Genomic DNA, 16,841 nt, shown 5'->3' with positions numbered 1-16,841 from the left:
TGCCTTGCCGTCTCTCTTACTCTTCTTTCGGCTCGATCAGAATTTCGCCGTCCTCCGCAAGTTTTCTATCGTCAACCCACACGGTCGGTGAGCCGATCACCCCGTCGATATGCAGGTCGCTTTCGATATCACCGCCGATATCGATGTTGTCTCCGGTCGCGATGTGAACCGAACCGTACACTTTTTTGTCGGTTCGCATTCTCCCGGAAAACTCCGCGCCGTCGTTAATTCCGAGCGCAATTTCGGCCGCGCAATATCGTGCATTTTCGTCCCCGTCTTCTTCGAGGATCTGTCGGTACTGCTCTGCTTCTTTTCCACCACTGATATTCGTCACCCATCCGTCCTCAACTTCCAACTCGATCGGTTCATCCAGCCACCCGATGTCGTGGAGGCTCGTATCCCAAACTACAGTTCCCTGAGTCGACCCTTCGGCCGGGCAGACGCCAACTTCTCCGTCCGGAAACGCACAGGCATAGGGAGGTTCTGGTCGTTTCGACGCGGTACCTGCCGACGGCCAATACGTCCGGTCTTCAATGTCGGCCACCACGTCCGTCCCGTTGTCATCGGTGACGCGTATTTCCTTCCCTTCTGCGTAAATATCACCCAGCGCATCGGCGATTCGCTGCATTTTGTCGTAATTCGCTTTCGCGGCCCCACTTCGCAGAATATCGGGGGAGATTTCGGACATGATAATCAACTTCTTACCTGCCTCTTGAGCGGCCGCCGAGGGCCTTGAGTGAGCCAGAGCCTTTGAAACTGCAGTCACGTACACGTCCGACTCTTTCATGGCTTCTCCAATAAGCCTCGTCGGATCATTGTTGTCTCGCTTCCGAGGAGTCATCACAGTGAGGGTCGGATCCAGGTCTAACTGCGTAGCCGCGGTAAATAACGCGGTTCTTACCGAATCGGCGACTTCCGTGTCGGTGATGATTAGTACGTCGTCACCGGGCTCCGCATTTCTTTCGAATGGCTGTTTCAGAACCTTAGCGAACTCCGCTACATCTAGTGTCATCGGTTCAAGTGTAAATCGATGGTCTTCTATAAAATAGTTGCCGTTGCGGAATAACTAGGAAAATCAACTCCTCTAGCCAGATTCGGCAGGGAAAATCAAACCGATGCTGGAGATATTCCAGATCACTTCCTTTAAACAAACGGGTTTGATGGACGATTATTGAATTATTCGATGCGGTGGACGCTCTCTCCGCATATGATAACAACGATCGCTTCCCACACTCGGATCCGACAATAGTCTGGGCTGACGATGCTGAAGGAACGACATTTCAATACAAATGTGATTCCTATCCCTCGGAGAGCCTCCATATGCGAATTTGATAATAACAAAAATATTGGTCCGGGAATCCTTGGGAATTTGCTATGAGTGTATATGTTTACATTCGTACGACTGTAATGGCGACCTTCATCAAGCGATCATTTAATAATCTATATTAATAATAATTGAAGGTATCTTTTTAACCAAGACCAATATAAGTTGTTATAATATATGAGCTAATCTAATAGTATTTCAACAGGGTCAGTATTTGATGATGGCAAAAGAGGGTTTCCAATTCGAGAGATGGACCGACGACCAAGTTCAAATTCATCAATGTCGCAAGAAGGTTCGCACCGAAGAAATGCGAAGGTATTGTTTATTTGCCGTCTTGTCGTCGACCTTGTGGCGGTCGGCCATGACTTCGTCCCGTCGATGCTTGTGGAATACTAGCAACCGATGGCGGAGCGATCAGATTATTTCAAAAATGGACTGTCGTAGATCGAGTGTTATCCGGATGTTACTATCTGATACGATTCTCAGCCACGATTTAAAATATGGGATGTGAACTAGGCGACAAGTTTGGTACAGTAGTGTCCCGAGCTTCAAGACCACCCTTTTGTTTTTATCGGATTCTGAACCTCCGTTGTGGCTCCTAAGGTTTTGTCTATACCAAACTTTCTTATCTATGAAGGTCATATCTCTTCCACGATGGTACAACACGGGAATTCCAGGCGGATCCAGTCCGTAAGTAATGCCTGTGAGATAATCGAGGTCCTCCGACAGACAGGTGGTACAACAATCTCCGAGATCGACGAAGAAGTGAGTCTTTCAATGGGGTCGATCCACACTCAACTCGCTACGCTAAAGGATCACGGATATATCGTTCAGAAAGGACACAAGTATTGTTTGGGGCCGGAACTTATTACCTTGGGCGAACATGTCCGTAATAATACTCCTGTATATGCGGGTGGCAAGGACGAAATAGACGAATTAGCTGATAAAAGTGGCAAAACTGCATTTCTTGTCATCGAACATAAAGGTCTCCTATTTAATGTATACGAATCGTTCGGCGATAAACCATTTGCTCCTCAGTACTATCAGAAGAAACGGGAAATTCCCCATCGCCACCTTCACTGCACGTCGTCTGGGAAAGCCATCCTCTCGAAATTACCGGAGGAACGTATCGAAGAGATTATCAAACAACACGGACTGGACTCGATGACATCGGAAACGATCACCGATCGCGAAACGTTACTTGACGAATTAGACGAAACCCGGGAGAGAGGATACTCGTTGGCAGACGGTGAACTGATAAAGGCAATCAGGGGAGTAGGGGTTCCCGTAGAAAACGATGATAGAGATGTAGTCGGAGCAGTGAGCGTTTCAGCACCCCGGGAATACATGACTGGAGACGATTTCTATGAAGAAACACCGAAACTGGTCATGAAAACCGCCAGTACAATCGGGATGAATATTCAGACTAGAACATACTGAGTTATTCGACTGGAAATCCGGTCTAGCTGTCCGGTTTCCCGGGAAATTCGACGTATTTTTCGATTTTATCCTTGGCATTTTCCAGCACTGATGACCCGTGATACACGAGAGCGACATCGAATTCGTACTTAAGGAGTTTCGACAAGTTTCGTTCAGCCTCATTGAGATCATTGGAATAAATCTCGGGTGGAAGAATCAAGTATCCTGGCGGTAATCCTCTGAGATCGGAGCCGAACATGACATCAGCGATGATGCCGATACCCGCTTGCTCGTCGATCAGCGCAGAATTGCCGGGCGAGTGGCCGGGCACGTGTACCGCTTCGAAACGTCCGATCGAATCGCCATCCCCGTATCGACGGTCAGGATCAATTGTCGAATCGAGTTCTATAGTCTCGGGCACCCAGGTTTCAACGTCGTAGTTGTCGACGACTGCATCGAATCCCTCGACGTGATCAGCGTGTTCGTGGGTGATGATCAATCGCTCGGGATCGACACCAATTTCGTCGATTCCGGCGAACAATTGATCCATCGTTTCCTCGAACCCTGTATCGATGAGCGTTGGTACGCCGTCCACGGATAGAAAGGCTCGGTATCGACGTCCATTGGTCTCGCGACAAGTAATGTCGTATATTTCTGGAACAATCTCCTCGGGCATCTTTTAATTCATACTGCCATTCTCGCAAAAGCCTTTTTATCTGCAAGTGATACGATCTGCATCTCTTGGACAACCTCTTTGCTCATTCTTCTGTCGTAAGCACATTCGAAATGTAGCTACTTTCTTCCATAGGATGTCAGGTAGTCTATACGATCCTGTCGGGTACTCATCCGATCGCCTTATTCAGATTTTACCGAGGAGGTATATTCATCGACGAGTGCTAACGTGTCTCGGGCACTTTCGATGACTGGTTTGTCTACCATCTCTCCATCGACAGTCAATACCCCAGGTTCGCCAGCCTCTTCGTACGCTTCGACGATCTTCCGCGCCCGTTCGATCTCTTCTCGATCTGGGGTAAAGACCTCGTGGATCGGTTCTAGCTGAGTAGGGTGTATGGCAGCCTTGCCAGTGTAGCCCATCTGGCGTGCTGCTACCGCATCTGCTCTGACCCGATCAAGGTTTTCCGTTTCGAGCGTTGCGAAATCGAACGCTTGAACGTTGGCGGCGGCGGCCGCATTCGATAGTAATGCCCGTTGTGTCAGTACTTCGGCACGGTTTTCTGTCGAACGGATATTCGCGTCTGCAGTATAGTCGGCGAGTCCAAACGAAATCATCTCTATCTTCTCGTGAGCGCTTGCGATCTCGTTTGCATTGGCCAGGCCCTTGGCAGTTTCGAGGATTAGGAAAAGCGAGGCCGAGGTCGCGTCTTTGCAGGTCTCAAAGCGTTCGACCATTTCAGCGGTATGCCACGCTTCGCGCTCCGTTTCAACCATGGGGACGACAACCACATCGACGGCGTCGTGTGCAACCAGTTCGATATCTGTTATCTGTTCGGCGTGATTCCATGAATTAATTCGCACACAAATTGTCGTAGCCGCCTCCTCGTGGCCATCCAGAAATTCCGCGACGAGTTGACGAGCGCGTTTTTTCTTCGCTGGTGCGACGGCATCTTCCAAGTCAAGAATGACCCCGTCCGCTTTACTCTCTGATGCTTTTTCAGCAATCTCCTGATTGTCTCCCGGAGCAAACAATAACGACCGTAGCATAACATACACTCTGGAAATCCCGACCATAATCGTTTCGGTGGCGTCTTCCAGCCACTCAATCGAGGCAGTTTGTCGATTGACTGTCCGGCTTCACCTCCATCCGGACGATTGGAGGGTGAAGCTGCCTCCGGTATATGCTGTATTTTACTGCCTCTATTATTCCGATACCATCTGACACTTCGCTTCAACTCCTGGGTTTCGCACTGCCGAGTAAGGCACGCTCAATCACTGCCGAACAAATGACGTGGCTACGCTTGACGTTCAGTCCCATCGGTTGCATTCGGGGCGACTGAACCTATACTGGTCGCACACTGATGCTCGTTTTACATCGCTCCGTACCGCTCCCCTCTTCCACTCCGACAGTTCGAACATATATTTACTATAAATTCATAAATTTTTTCTGCCGATGATTCGAATATAACAATAACGTTTATTTTGGGTTATGTAGAGATTAGCTACATGGTTCGCAACACAGTAGAGGTAAGCGAAAATAGATACCGGGAAGACTACGGACGATTTTACGAGGACTTCGAGGTGGGCGACGTTTACGAACATCGACCGGCCAGGACCGTTACGAAGGATGACAACACTCAATACACGCTTTTGACACACAATACCCATCCGCTCCACTTCAACGACGAGTATGGGGAGCGGACGGAGTTCGACGAGTGTCTGATCAACTCCGGACTGACGCTGAGTATCATCAGTGGTATGAGCGTAAGCGACGTAAGCCACAAGACAATCGCGAACCTGGGCTGGACCGATATCGAGCTCACGAATCCCGTCTTTGCGGGAGATACGCTCTATGCCGAAAGTGAAGTGATCCACAAGAGAGAGAGTGAGTCTCGGCCTGAAGACGGTATCGTGACCGTTGAGACGCGCGGATACAAACAAACCGGTGAGAAAGTTATTCAGTATGAGCGGACGATGTTGATCCCAAAAGAGGAAAAAGGAACTCCGATTGATCCATTCCCGGCAAAAGAAAACGAGTAGCTGTTCGATAATAGCAAATATTCTTATACTCGGAGCCAATTAGTTTAGCCACTCATGTCAGATTTGCCGCTGGAATCGCTAAACGTCGTGGAACTCGGTCACATTGTGGCAGGACCATACGCGGGTCTCATCTTGGCCGATCTCGGTGCAGATGTCGTTAAGGTTGAACGCCCGGGACACGGAGATGCGATGCGAAACGCCGGAAAATCCGGGTCGAGCATGTTTCACTATCTAAATCGCGGCAAGGAGAGCGTGACGGTGGACCTCAAAACACCCGAAGGTAAGGAAGCCTTTCTGGATTTGCTCGAAAGCGCTGACGTGCTTCTCGAGAATTATTCTCCGGGGATGATGGAACGCTTCGGACTCGGCTACGAGGTATTACGAGAACGTAATCCCGGGCTGGTCTACGTCAGTATCAAGGGCTACGCTGACGGCCCATACTCAGATCGCGTAGCGTCCGATCCCATCGCAGAGGCCATGAGTGGGCTGATGAACATGACTGGGCATCAAGATTCGGGACCCGCTCGTGCAGGGACAAGTATCGTCGACATGAACGCAGCTGCAAACGCGGTTATTTCGATTCTCGTCGCTCTCCGGGAACGAGAGCGGACCGGCGAAGGTCAGTACATCAATGCACCTCTCTTCGAGGCCGCCGTTTCGCTTATGGGCTATTGGATCGCGTACCAGCAGATGTTCGACGAGGAACCGAAACGTATGGGCGCATCACACGCGTCCCAAACCCCGTACGATGCCTACCCCACAGCCGACGACAAGTATATTTTCATCGGATCGACCAGTGATAAACACTGGCATGCAATTCAGGATGTCTTGGACATCTCATTACCGTACGAATCACACCACGAACGGCTCCAAAACCGAGAAGAGATCGATCGAACGATAGAAAACAAGACAAAGGAATCTCGGCGGGACGAACTAGTCGAAAAAATGATCGACGCCGATGTCCCCTGCGCTCCGGTTAACGAACTCGCCGACGTCATAGACGATCCACATCTTGAAGAGACCGGGTTGTTCACTACGATCGATATCAGCGGTACGGAAAACGATGCCGTGGAAACGGAAATCAACGTCCCGGCGTTTCCCGTTTGGAGTACTGGATTCGATACCACGGCAGAGGGCAGTCCACCGGAATTGGGAGCGGATACTGAGAGAGTATTACGACGAATCGGACACTCAGACGAGAAGATCCAGTAGATACCAGGTGGTATCTGATCGCTCATAACAGTTCAGGACTGAGCAGACAGAAGGACCGCGCCTGAATGGTCTCGTCTCAGTTCTCACTTACCTGAATGACCGGCCCCACCTCCCGATCACTACCATTTCCGAGAATGGACAGAATTTCTGACTAGGGCCCCCAACAGTGCGCTCACATCCCCTTCACGGGGAATCGAGAGTTCGTCGAAAAATGACCCGACTGTCCAGTGATGACCTCGGTCTTCATCTTCGAAGAATATACGATTTTCACCTGCAAGTTCGGCCAGAAATCGATTCGAGATACTCGTCCGTCTACGATTCGTCCAAATCCATCGCCTTCGAGATATCCGGTCTGCTCTTTCCCATTCAATTACGTTCCCTGATCGCACGAGCATTCATAACCAACTGGGTACTCGGCGTCACTCCATGCATCGAATCCGTCGGCGAGGGCGTAGGTGTGACGGTAGCCTTCTTTGATCAGGGACGACCCTCGTTGTACCGCTAGTTCCTCCGGTATATCGCAGTAGGTGGCGATCCGTGTATCCATGTTTAACTCGGCGATAGGATCGTCTTCGTCTTTCCCGTCCGGTGCTGGGCTGTGTACGGCGCCCTCGATATGCCCGACTGCGAAATCTACCCGGCTTCGAGCGTCGACGAACACCGCATCCCCCGCATCATGCCAGTCGATAGCGTCCTCGAGGGGTAGTAGCGGAACCTCGGTTTCAGCGTTCTCCTTCGTGTCGTAGCCGAATTCGTTTACAGCTTCCCCATTACTCTCCCCCAGACAGCCGGTGAGACTTACGGTCGATATCAGCCCCGCGCTTTGAAGGTACACTCTCCGGTTCATCATAGTGAACCTGTTAGCATAAAATTCATATAAACTTTTACCATCGAAGAACCTTCTCCCGGTAGTTGTTGTAGTTGGTACCGCCGAATTGGGCGGCTTTCTGCTTCGCGTACGCGCCGCCTGCTATCTGAGTTTCATCTTTCTCTGCTGCTACGGCTTCTTCTGGATTCGACAAAACCATGCATCCAGATGTTTCCCAATCAATTATTGGATGCCCTCTTTCGTCTACAGACTTCCTAAGAATGGCCATATGGTTCAACGGAGTGTCCACCTTTTATTCAACATTTACACCTGAATATCAAACTTACGCTTCATGTATTTCCCGATATCATCATTCCTTAGGTGCACATCAAATTCACTGAGTCGAACCTCAACTTCGCGCAGGCACACGACGCTCCATCGAGGCACAAAAAGTGGTCTTCCAGATACGAATCGAAGAAAAGTCACCGACGTATAGTTGTACTCTCCCTCGAAAATTACTACACTAGGTCTTTGTAGATATTTCACCAAAGCCCGATTCTTGGTGAGATCATATCAATAGCTCCGCGCATTTATCTCATTTCACCGATTCTGTCTTTTCATGACGGACCGTTCTCAAGTTTCCGAATCGGCGATACGAAAAGCCTGCGGAGAGTTGTCCCTTCCGAAGATGGGGGTTATCGAACAGCGTTAGAAACAGATCCAATCCCATCCGAAGATATCCCTTTCGTGGTGACAGAATAGATAGATGCCCTCAACTTTGAGGGTCTCTCTGACGGAAGTGAGATTGCCGTAGGGTCGGAAGTCGTGGCATCGCCAACCTACCATCGATCGTCAAGTGTCGTCGACGGGTTCCGCCAATGCGGATACAACCTCTTTATCTTTCCAGTCATGGGACGCCACGGTGGAGCGACCTCAGAAGGCCAGCAAGATAAACTCGCGACACTCGGTGTAATAGAAGAGTCGGTCGGATATGAGATCCGGTCGACGATGGATGTCATTGAAATCGGTGAAACGCCCGAACGAGGTGTATCAGTGTACGTCAATTTCAACGCCGCCGAAGTGGATGCTATCGTTCCGGTAAATCGTGTCAAACCTCACACCGACTTTGGCAGCGTTGTTGAGAGCGGCCTCTAGAAGATGCTCGTTATCGGGATGGAGAAACAGCGAGGTGCGAAAATGGCCCACGACTGGGCGTTCGAATGGAGCCTGCGTAACATGATCCCTGAAATCAACGGACGGTTACTGGAAACCCTTCCGGTTGCCGGTGGGATCGCCGTGGTGGAGACCAGAACGATGACACGACACTTATCGAGGGTGTTCGGCCTCCAGTTTTCTGGATCGAGAGGCAGAAATTCTAAAGATGGTTCAGGATTTGATGCCATAACTCCCTTTTGATGAACTAGACGTACTCCTCGTCGACCAGATTGGGAAAGACATCAGTGGACAAGGTATGGATACTAACGTCACAGGCCGGCGTCACTTCACTATCGACGAATCCGAACCTGTCGGGCCAGCCATAAAGCGTGTGTTCGCACGCGGGCCCAGGGAGAAGACTCACGGCAACGCGATGGGGATGAGTCAAGCTGATTTCGTTCACCAGAATTTATCGGCGAAGCTCGACTGGTCTAAGTCACTCATCAATGCCATAACCGCCAGTACGGTGCGAGGCGTCCGACTACCGCCAGTAGTTGAGACAGATCGTGCGGGACCAATAGCTAGTCTCGGCACATCGGTCCCATTTCGGCTGACGACGCACGTATTCTCCGAGTCACTGATACGATGCATCTAAAGCGGTGTTATACTTCGGCGCGACTCGTCGAAGCTGCCAGAGAACGTGCTAATCTCTACGTGGTAGCGGAGCCAGAATCGATAGTGTTCAACGACCGTGGTGGCTTCGTCTCTCCTTCTCCCGCTACAGCCGAAGATATCTTCGAATAGTATCAATCGCTCTGCTGGTTCGGACGGTCGTCAAAGAAAGGTTGATTTTTGAGAATAACGACTGCTCTGTCATTGCATCCATTAGCATTCTCACAGCATCGGTTGAAGCAAAAAGTCTGGAATCTAATCCGCGAATATTGTGATCAAATTTGACTTTTTGAGTGACGATCATCCCTGAACAGGGACCCATCTCGCTCAGATTCCCTTCTCGGATCATCGCGGCGCTGTCGCAGCTACACACTCGGGTCGTGGGGTGTCGACCGCTTCGAGTATACGGACGAATAGCTTTCGTTTCCGCCGAAGAACGCGCATTCCTGCAAAAAGATAAAAACAACTGGCGTCCATACTTTCTCATGGTCATTGTTGCAGCTGTTGATCGATCCGATAAGGCGGACACCGTCATGAAGGAGGCCGCCACATTATCAGAAGCGTTCGACAACGAGATTCACGTAGTGCATGTCATGACTCAATCGGAGTTCGTCCAGCTAGAAAGGACTAACGTAAACAAAACCGACGATCCGATCGATATGGAACGAATCCGGGAAATTGCCGCCAAAGTCGCTGCAGATGCTGTAGAAGTGATCGAGCGACCGGCGAAAACAGTTGGGTTGGTTGGCGGACCAGCAGAACGAATTGTTGATTACGCTGATAAAAATGACGCCCGCTTTATCGTCGTCAGTCCCCAGAAGAGATCCCCAACCGGGAAGGCGGTATTTGGAAGTGTAGCACAAAAGGTTCTTCTCAACGCTAACGCCCCCGTCTTAGCGGTAGCTAACTAACGATCCTCTTGATCGCTCATAACTCGATGTGGGTTTTATAATCAAGTCTACAAGCACGGGCCATCTCCTTATCGAGATGGCTGGGTTTTCATCTCATTTCAAATATCAGACATAAGTAATCGTCATCATACCTCAAGGCTTTTAATATAATATTCACATATCTATCGAATTTGTTGACTGCTTCGGCAGTGTGTTCGTCAACACATTGAATCGCTGGAGCCGACAGTGATGCGGAATCCTTTAATAACTGAATAGACACTGCTCGAGTAATAATTCTATATCAGGAAAGTAACATTAAGGCCCCGTCTTATTAACAGCCCTTGTTACGACAGAGTATTTTTCCGCTCTTTGAATTGTATCTTGTTCAGAGTGTAACAGTAGCTTTAATCTTTCTGAAAAGTGATAGTGGGGAAACGATAATGCTTTTATCGTTCATATGGGATCACTAAGGTATGTCTGAAAAACTTGAGAAAGGGTTGGAGGGCGTTCTTGTTGCGGAATCCGAACTCAGTTACGTCGACGGCGAAGCAGGCCGCTTGATCTACAGGGGCTACGATATTGAGGATCTGACTCGTAATGCGAGCTACGAGGAAGTTCTCTATCTACTCTGGTACGGACACCTACCGGACCAATCGGAATTGGAGTCGTTTGCCAGCATGATGAGTGAAGAACGATCGGTCGATGACGAAATCCTAGAGATTGTTAGCAAACTGGCTGCACAAGACGAAAAGCCGATGAATGTGCTCAGGACGGCCGTATCGATGTTGTCGGCGTATGATTCTGATAAAAGCAGTTACGACCCCAACGACGAAGAGGCGATTCTCCGCAAGGGGCGGCGCCTGGCGGCCAAATTCCCGACGATCATTGCGGCTTATAATCGCTTCCGTGAAGGACAAGATTTGATCGAACCACGTAAGGACCTAGACCACGCCGAGAACTTCCTCTATCTCCTCAACGGAGAAGAACCCGACGACGTCATCGCCGAGACGTTCGACATGGCGCTTGTACTTCACGCCGATCACGGGTTCAATGCGTCGACGTTCTCTGCGTTGGCGACTGCGAGCACCCTCTCTGACGTTCACAGCGCGGTTACGAGCGCGGTCGGCACTCTCGGAGGGGCCCTTCACGGTGGTGCCAATCAAGACGTCATGCGTATGCTCAAAGAGGTCGACGAAGTCGACCAGGATTCGGTGGAGTGGGTTGAAACGGGCCTGAAAGAAGGCCGCCGCATTCCAGGGTTTGGGCACAGGGTGTACAGAGTTAAAGATCCACGAGCGAAAATCCTAAGTCAGGAATCCGAAAACCTCAGCGAGGCCGCTGGGGACGCGAAATGGTTCGAGATGAGTGTGGCTATCGAAGAGTACATGACCGAGCATACGGCTTTCGCACCGAACGTGGATTTCTACTCGGCTTCAATGTACTCTCAGATGGGCATTCCAATCGACCTGTACACACCAATCTTCGCTATGAGCCGTGTCGGTGGGTGGGTTGCTCACGTTTCCGAGTACCTAGATGATAACCGGCTCATCCGTCCGCGAGCGCGCTATGTCGGTCCGAAAGACGTAGAGTTCGTTCCTCTGGAAGAGCGATAGCCCGAACACAATCGGCTGGTGAATTGACTACCTGATACAACCGATCTCTTCTATTGGTCCTTTTTCCGCCGGTCGAAACGGAGGTCCTTCATCGAGCGAATACTCGGAATCCTTTAGGCGACTTCACCGACTTTCTACGTGGGTGATTCATTTAATACTCTCGTATCTACGACGTTCTCGCGGTTGATTGCAGTTGTCCCGAACTCGCTGTTTCTCACAAGGAGGGTTACTGGTTTACCTCGGTAGCGTTCGAAGATGTCGTCGGTCCCGACTGTTGCGGCGCCACGCGCGATCCGTGATGTGGCGTCACGAGATACCATCGTTACTACTGGCGTTGGCGGGTTCTGTGTTTATGCGTTCCAAACGTTTGAAGCCTACGGCCCAAGCTGCTACATTAGTGCCGGCTCTTGGGCAGGCATGGGAACAGTCTACCGGCTGCGATCGGCGCGAAGAAGGCCCGTCCAGATCGACCTGTCCTCTGTCTAACGGGTGATGGTGGTCGAATGATGTGTGTTCAGGACCCCCACACTACCGCCGAGCGAGATCTGGATATTACAGTAGTCATTTTCGACAAAGCCGACTACGGTGTCATCAGCAAGTCACCGAGGATTCAGGAGTACGCAGAGGGACACCGCTTCTCTTGGAGATCACCTGATTTTGTATAGATTACCGAGGGATTCGGGTCGACACCCAGAACGATACGGCGAATGCTGTCGCGAATGCCATTGATCACGACGGGTCGGCGGTGGTCGTGGTCGGTGTCGACCCAGACGAGGAGTCGGCAGCAAACTTCGCCTCGTGGGAGTCAGACCTGACATTCTGAGCAGCAGAGAAGTCCTGAGACGCTTTGCTTAATGTCTTATATCGCCCAAAACCCCTACAACATTGTATAAGTCAGATATCACATCATCTGAGTCCATATTAGGACAGACACTTGTGAAATATGTTAGGTGGTATCGGTCTGATGAGATCGATGATATTCTATAACTGAATTATTCTCTGTTTACTAATTTAAAAAACATATCCGCCCAGTTTTAAATACCGTTAAGAATAATATAGAAATTAAGTCCATAATAATGATAGGTTGTTGGGGTATATAAGGCATGTCAAGGAGATATTGCTGATAGAATTTGAATACTAACTCTCTCGGTCTCTACTTAGGTTCTCTTCCAAAAACAGTCTGATATAGAGTAAGACGGTTATGGTAATGGCACCGGATAGTTAACACAACCGTTGCAATTTTTAAGAGAATTTAATCAATTATATCAAAAAATTTTTCATATCAAGCTGGGGTGCCGAACCAGCATTGATTGGCGTCAAAGCAATTGAAATTCGAGATAGCTTCAAATGTGACAGAACAAACAGTTAAGTTGGACACGAGGATTATCACGGGCTTAGGTGTCGCCTCTCGTTTCAGAAATATCCCCTTAATATTTATTATATCTGAAGGGATTGAGATTGCGTTTAGAACGTTTACCTCTTTGGCTGGTCCATCCCTCTTTTTCTGAATACTGCCCCGATCTCCTCCAAAATATCATATATAATAATGTCCCATACTCATCCTCTGGCATATTAAGGCGATATATTCAAAGAAGAACCAGAATCTAATTATGTATTATACATCGTCCAAAAAGGCCGTCAATGTTCCATCTTCTCCTGCTCGTTTTCGTTCATCCTAGTACGCGTCAAGGACCACCGCTGAATCGTCCGCACGGCCGCGGATCGGCGGTTGGGGAACTTACTTTCGGAGCCAATGGACTATTTGGCTCGACGGATTGCATACGGTGATACTAATGACGTGCACTTCAGCGCGTCGTAGCATTCGAGCCCCGCATCACACACGGCCTGGTTTTCGTACTGATTATGCTATTAGTTCACTCTTCAAGTGAATCGTCAAGTAATGCAAACTGCTCTCGGCTGATTTCGTCTTCGATTACCATCCGTTCATGGGATAGGGATCTGACCTCGATTCCTCGCCACTCGCCGTCAACGCCGACGAGCGCCTCGGAGTACCCGGTTTCGTCGCTTCCGGAAGTCGCATCCTGAACGAAACACATCTGTGCATAGTTCAGTCCGAACTCGTTCGCCCACTCCTCGTCCATCCCATCCAATCGATGGAATTGCTTGATCGCACACTGATCGAGAATCATCTCCGCTTCGGGGCGCTGGAAGAACTCGTCAACGGTCTGTGTGATGAGTTGAATCGCGAGCTCATGGTGTCGGTGATGCCTGAAGACGGTTTCGAAAAACGAGAGATTCGCGGCGTCCTTGAACACGTATCTCGACTCGTCGACGACGAACACGACCTCCTTCTCGGTTTCTTTTGACCGTTCGTACACCAGCGAGATGAGCAGCTGCATGAGGAGACTCGTGCTCCCACCGACGTTCCCCTCCTGCTGGCCGAGGTCGAGATAGATGAGCCCCTCGTTGCGAATGTCGAACTCTGTCGGTCGCCCGAGATTCTCGAACCGCCCGTCCTCCGCGAACGGACGCAACTGGTCGATGAGCCATGTTGCATCCGAGCGGAGCTTCCCCGTGTCTCCTCGGACGTTCGAACGACGTAGGATTCCGGCTCGTCCACCAGTGTCTCAAGAATATCAAGGACGTCCCGGAGCGTCGGGCTGTCGCGATCGTGCGTGGCGATGTCGTCGGTAATTCCCTGCTTCCGGTACGCCTGATCGATGGCGAGTTCGAGCGTCGTTCGTCGGTCACCGAGTTCGACGCCCCGTAACGCGAAGTAGTTCGTGAGGAAGCTGAGGACGCTCGCCTTCTTCTCGCTGAACGGACTGGCGTCCTCGCCCATCGCCCGCTGGACGTGTTCCGGCGTCGGCTTGATCTCGAGCGGGTTCAGTCCCATCGTCCCCCCGACCGTGATGCGGCGAGCACCGAGCGCCTCGGCGACGCCAGCCCAGTTGTTGAGCGGTTCGAGAATAATGCCGAGGCGGTTCGGTGACTGTGCGATCGACCGGAGGAACTGCTGTTTCGCACCGAATGACTTCCCTGACCCGGGATCACCGACGGTGAACTTGGCGTACCCGTTCTCGCGGGCGAACGGATCGATCACGAGCGGGCTGTTCGTGTGGCGATGGACGCCGACTTCCACGCCACCCGGTTCGAGAATCGTCGGCGTGTGCGGCGAGGTGAGTAGGGCCCCGACAGCCCCGCCGAGCGCGATCGCTTCTCGACCGAACGGATTGGCGGTGAACGGTGCGGCAGCCTGAATCGCGAGGTCCTGCTTACAGATGGCCGTCTTCGGGGTGAGATTCGCAGGTGTGTCGCGTAGCCGTCGCCGAACAGCCCGGACGTCTTTCCGCAACTGCTCACGGGAGTCGGCGCGGACGGTAACGAACATCGCCTGGCCGAACACGCGCTGGCCGTTCTCGACGGCCGTGTATGTCGCGGCGGCCTCATTGGCGCGCTCCTGCAGATAGCGACTCCGAACGCTCCGTTCGAGGTCGGCGTCCACCTGCAAGTCGTCCGCAACCGTCTGGAGTTCATCTCGGGCACGCTCCTGGTTCTTCGGCGATAGCCGAACCGTACAGTCGAACTGGACGTCGGTGAGTGTGAACAGTTCATTGAGATAGCCGTCCGCAGGGTGGTCCGGCCAGTCAGCGACGTACAGCGTCGTCGTCCACTGTTCACCAACCCGCGCAGTACGTGTCTCCCATTCGATGGCGGCTGGCGCGACGGCGCGCTGCTGTCGCTCGGTGATCTCGGTCAGGACAGCCTGGTCGGCAGGCGCAGCCTCCAGTGTAGAGTCGTCGAACACTGTATTCGGGTCGAACTCGTCCGTCGTCCGACGACGGTGCCACCACGTTGTCACCAGTATTCCGAGCAGGAGCGCACCCACGACCAGTGCGAGATCAGCCAGAGAAAGTCCAACTGGCGCTTGCAGCAGCCCTCTGACTGCCGAACTATCCATCGATGTCACCTCGGGAGCGACGAGTCGCAGCGGGCACCTGACTCGTGGTGGCTGCAGCATCGCCATACTCGTGTGACTCCCCGTTCCAGAAGTCCATCGCAAGCAGGAACAGCGCAGGCGTGTCGAGACGGCGTGCCGACCAGCCTTCGGTTCCGCTAACGAGTTCGGTTTCGACGGCCCGACAGCGCCGATCCAGGCGGCTGAACAGCTTCGCCCGAAGCTCGGCTTCCGTGTTCCGCTCGCGTCGGGTCACGAACGGGGTTGCAAGGATCCCGAGCACTGGAAGCCTGCTGAGCCGTTCCGCGGGCGACCGCTCGTCGCGATCGCGGTCGTACACCTCGAACGGCGTCACCTCGACGCTGAGATAGTACTGGATCTGTTGGGTATTGGCCAACTCCTCTGGTCGGCGGTCGCGGTACTCCTCCAGGAGGTCCCGAAAGACGGGGTTGTCCGTTACGTCATCGTCCTCGAGTCGGTCCTCGATCTGATCGACGAGCCGGGTGACAGGGAAGGGGCGCGTCGTCGTGTGGAGCGTCAGCGGGAAGTCGAGCTCGTTGTTGACGAAGCGTTCCGCGGTGGCCTGCCGATTCGCCCAGTCGCCGGACATGGCGAAATCCATGTTCGCGGGATCGACAGCGAGCATGCCGACCATCGTTCCGTCATCCCGCTCGATCGCACTCGCGCCAGGCCAGGCTCGTTCGAGGTGGGTGAGATCCTGTGTCCGTTCGTCGGGTGTGAACGGATTATACTGGACGACCCCACCATCAGTTCGACGAACCGCTCTGGCCGTTCCAGACGACTCGCCTGCTGGCGCCGCGTAGGTGACGCGAGGGCGTTTCAAGACGTAGCGAGCGACGTCAGCGAGCCACGTTGAGGCTGGCAGGTGTGCTGGTGCTGCGACGATGGTTGTGACGCTCGCGAAGAGGCCAAGCAAAACCAGCGGTAAGACGAGAGCGTCGAACCCGGTAAGGCCGGCGAGCAATAACCCGGTCGTTGGAAAGCCGATGAGGACGTAGACGTCTCCCTCGCGAACGTTGATGATCGGTAGGCGACTCTCCTCGCCAATCGCGTCCATGATTCGACGGGACGCGGCAGTGTGCTCGTCAGTCAT

12 protein-coding genes and 2 pseudogenes are annotated in these 16,841 nt (G+C 52.0%); 7 read left to right on the top strand and 7 right to left on the bottom strand.

The genetic code is table 11. The annotated features are described in order from the left end of the window. Positions 1–16: 16 nt before the first annotated feature. The gene (locus tag HUG12_RS00315) at positions 17–1,012 is read right to left on the bottom strand and encodes an aminopeptidase (protein ID WP_179266872.1); all 996 of its coding nucleotides are present in this window, start codon (positions 1,010–1,012) and stop codon (positions 17–19) included. Positions 1,013–1,978: 966 nt separating this feature from the next. Between HUG12_RS00315 and HUG12_RS00310 the strand changes: the two genes are divergently transcribed. Continuing rightward, positions 1,979–2,764, top strand: coding sequence for an IclR family transcriptional regulator (locus HUG12_RS00310; RefSeq protein WP_179266871.1), 786 nt, complete (start codon positions 1,979–1,981; stop codon positions 2,762–2,764). A 22-nt stretch (positions 2,765–2,786) separates the two neighbouring features. Here the strand turns inward: HUG12_RS00310 and HUG12_RS00305 are convergent, their stop codons facing one another. Both HUG12_RS00305 and HUG12_RS00300 read right to left on the bottom strand, forming a co-directional pair. Beyond that, entirely contained in the window at positions 2,787–3,419 is a 633-nt protein-coding gene (locus HUG12_RS00305) for an MBL fold metallo-hydrolase (RefSeq protein WP_179266870.1), read from the bottom strand. Positions 3,420–3,598: 179 nt separating this feature from the next. Next, positions 3,599–4,465, bottom strand: a complete 867-nt coding sequence (locus tag HUG12_RS00300; RefSeq protein ID WP_179266869.1) for an HpcH/HpaI aldolase/citrate lyase family protein — start codon at positions 4,463–4,465, stop codon at positions 3,599–3,601. A 459-nt stretch (positions 4,466–4,924) separates the two neighbouring features. On the opposite strand from HUG12_RS00300, the gene HUG12_RS00295 reads away from it, so the two are divergent. Next, complete coding sequence (locus tag HUG12_RS00295; RefSeq protein ID WP_179266868.1) at positions 4,925–5,458, top strand: MaoC family dehydratase; 534 nt, start codon at positions 4,925–4,927, stop codon at positions 5,456–5,458. A gap of 54 nt (positions 5,459–5,512) precedes the next feature. Further along, positions 5,513–6,670 carry a CaiB/BaiF CoA transferase family protein gene (locus HUG12_RS00290; RefSeq protein ID WP_179266867.1) on the top strand — a complete coding sequence of 386 codons (1,158 nt, stop codon included), beginning with the start codon at positions 5,513–5,515 and terminating at the stop codon, positions 6,668–6,670. A 370-nt stretch (positions 6,671–7,040) separates the two neighbouring features. Here HUG12_RS00290 and HUG12_RS00285 read toward each other — a convergent pair whose 3' ends face one another. Further along, positions 7,041–7,517 (bottom strand): rhodanese-like domain-containing protein, encoded by a 477-nt coding sequence (locus HUG12_RS00285; protein WP_218836372.1) that lies wholly within the window; start codon positions 7,515–7,517, stop codon positions 7,041–7,043. 37 nt (positions 7,518–7,554) lie between these two features. Beyond that, positions 7,555–7,788 carry a hypothetical protein gene (locus HUG12_RS00280; protein ID WP_179266865.1) on the bottom strand — a complete coding sequence of 78 codons (234 nt, stop codon included), beginning with the start codon at positions 7,786–7,788 and terminating at the stop codon, positions 7,555–7,557. Between the two features lie 309 nt (positions 7,789–8,097). On the opposite strand from HUG12_RS00280, the pseudogene HUG12_RS21995 reads away from it, so the two are divergent. From HUG12_RS21995 to HUG12_RS21990, 4 genes and pseudogenes are all read left to right on the top strand, one after another. Continuing rightward, positions 8,098–9,437 (top strand): annotated as a pseudogene (locus tag HUG12_RS21995) (DUF362 domain-containing protein). Positions 9,438–9,790: 353 nt separating this feature from the next. Beyond that, positions 9,791–10,216, top strand: coding sequence for a universal stress protein (locus HUG12_RS00270; protein WP_179266864.1), 426 nt, complete (start codon positions 9,791–9,793; stop codon positions 10,214–10,216). Between the two features lie 452 nt (positions 10,217–10,668). Then, positions 10,669–11,808: a citrate synthase gene (citZ, locus tag HUG12_RS00265; protein ID WP_179266863.1), complete on the top strand. Its 1,140-nt coding sequence runs from the start codon at positions 10,669–10,671 to the stop codon at positions 11,806–11,808. Between the two features lie 407 nt (positions 11,809–12,215). Further along, positions 12,216–12,473, top strand: coding sequence for a thiamine pyrophosphate-dependent enzyme (locus tag HUG12_RS21990; protein ID WP_218836371.1), 258 nt, complete (start codon positions 12,216–12,218; stop codon positions 12,471–12,473). Between the two features lie 1,209 nt (positions 12,474–13,682). Here the strand turns inward: HUG12_RS21990 and HUG12_RS00250 are convergent. Next, a pseudogene (locus HUG12_RS00250) lies at positions 13,683–15,730 on the bottom strand (VirB4 family type IV secretion system protein). Further along, positions 15,723–16,841: a hypothetical protein gene (locus HUG12_RS00245; RefSeq protein ID WP_179266862.1), complete on the bottom strand. Its 1,119-nt coding sequence runs from the start codon at positions 16,839–16,841 to the stop codon at positions 15,723–15,725. The pseudogene HUG12_RS00250 and the gene HUG12_RS00245 overlap by 8 nt, the downstream one beginning before the upstream one ends.

Source organism: Halorarum salinum, assembly GCF_013402875.1.
Lineage (GTDB): Archaea > Halobacteriota > Halobacteria > Halobacteriales > Haloferacaceae > Halorarum > Halorarum salinum.
The sequence above is the reverse complement of the archived record's forward strand: the minus strand, read 5'-3'. Positions and strand labels throughout refer to the sequence as shown.

Excerpts from the sequence above, each read along its gene's own strand:
- HUG12_RS00315 (WP_179266872.1), bottom strand. The coding sequence starts at position 1,012 with ATGACACTAGATGTAGCGGAGTTCGCTAAGGTTCTGAAACAGCCATTC.
- HUG12_RS00310 (WP_179266871.1), top strand. The coding sequence starts at position 1,979 with ATGGTACAACACGGGAATTCCAGGCGGATCCAGTCCGTAAGTAATGCC.
- HUG12_RS00305 (WP_179266870.1), bottom strand. The coding sequence starts at position 3,419 with ATGCCCGAGGAGATTGTTCCAGAAATATACGACATTACTTGTCGCGAG.
- HUG12_RS00300 (WP_179266869.1), bottom strand. The coding sequence starts at position 4,465 with ATGCTACGGTCGTTATTGTTTGCTCCGGGAGACAATCAGGAGATTGCT.
- HUG12_RS00295 (WP_179266868.1), top strand. The coding sequence starts at position 4,925 with ATGGTTCGCAACACAGTAGAGGTAAGCGAAAATAGATACCGGGAAGAC.
- HUG12_RS00290 (WP_179266867.1), top strand. The coding sequence starts at position 5,513 with ATGTCAGATTTGCCGCTGGAATCGCTAAACGTCGTGGAACTCGGTCAC.
- HUG12_RS00285 (WP_218836372.1), bottom strand. The coding sequence starts at position 7,517 with ATGAACCGGAGAGTGTACCTTCAAAGCGCGGGGCTGATATCGACCGTA.
- HUG12_RS00270 (WP_179266864.1), top strand. The coding sequence starts at position 9,791 with ATGGTCATTGTTGCAGCTGTTGATCGATCCGATAAGGCGGACACCGTC.
- citZ (WP_179266863.1), top strand. The coding sequence starts at position 10,669 with ATGTCTGAAAAACTTGAGAAAGGGTTGGAGGGCGTTCTTGTTGCGGAA.
- HUG12_RS00245 (WP_179266862.1), bottom strand. The coding sequence starts at position 16,841 with ATGACTGACGAGCACACTGCCGCGTCCCGTCGAATCATGGACGCGATT.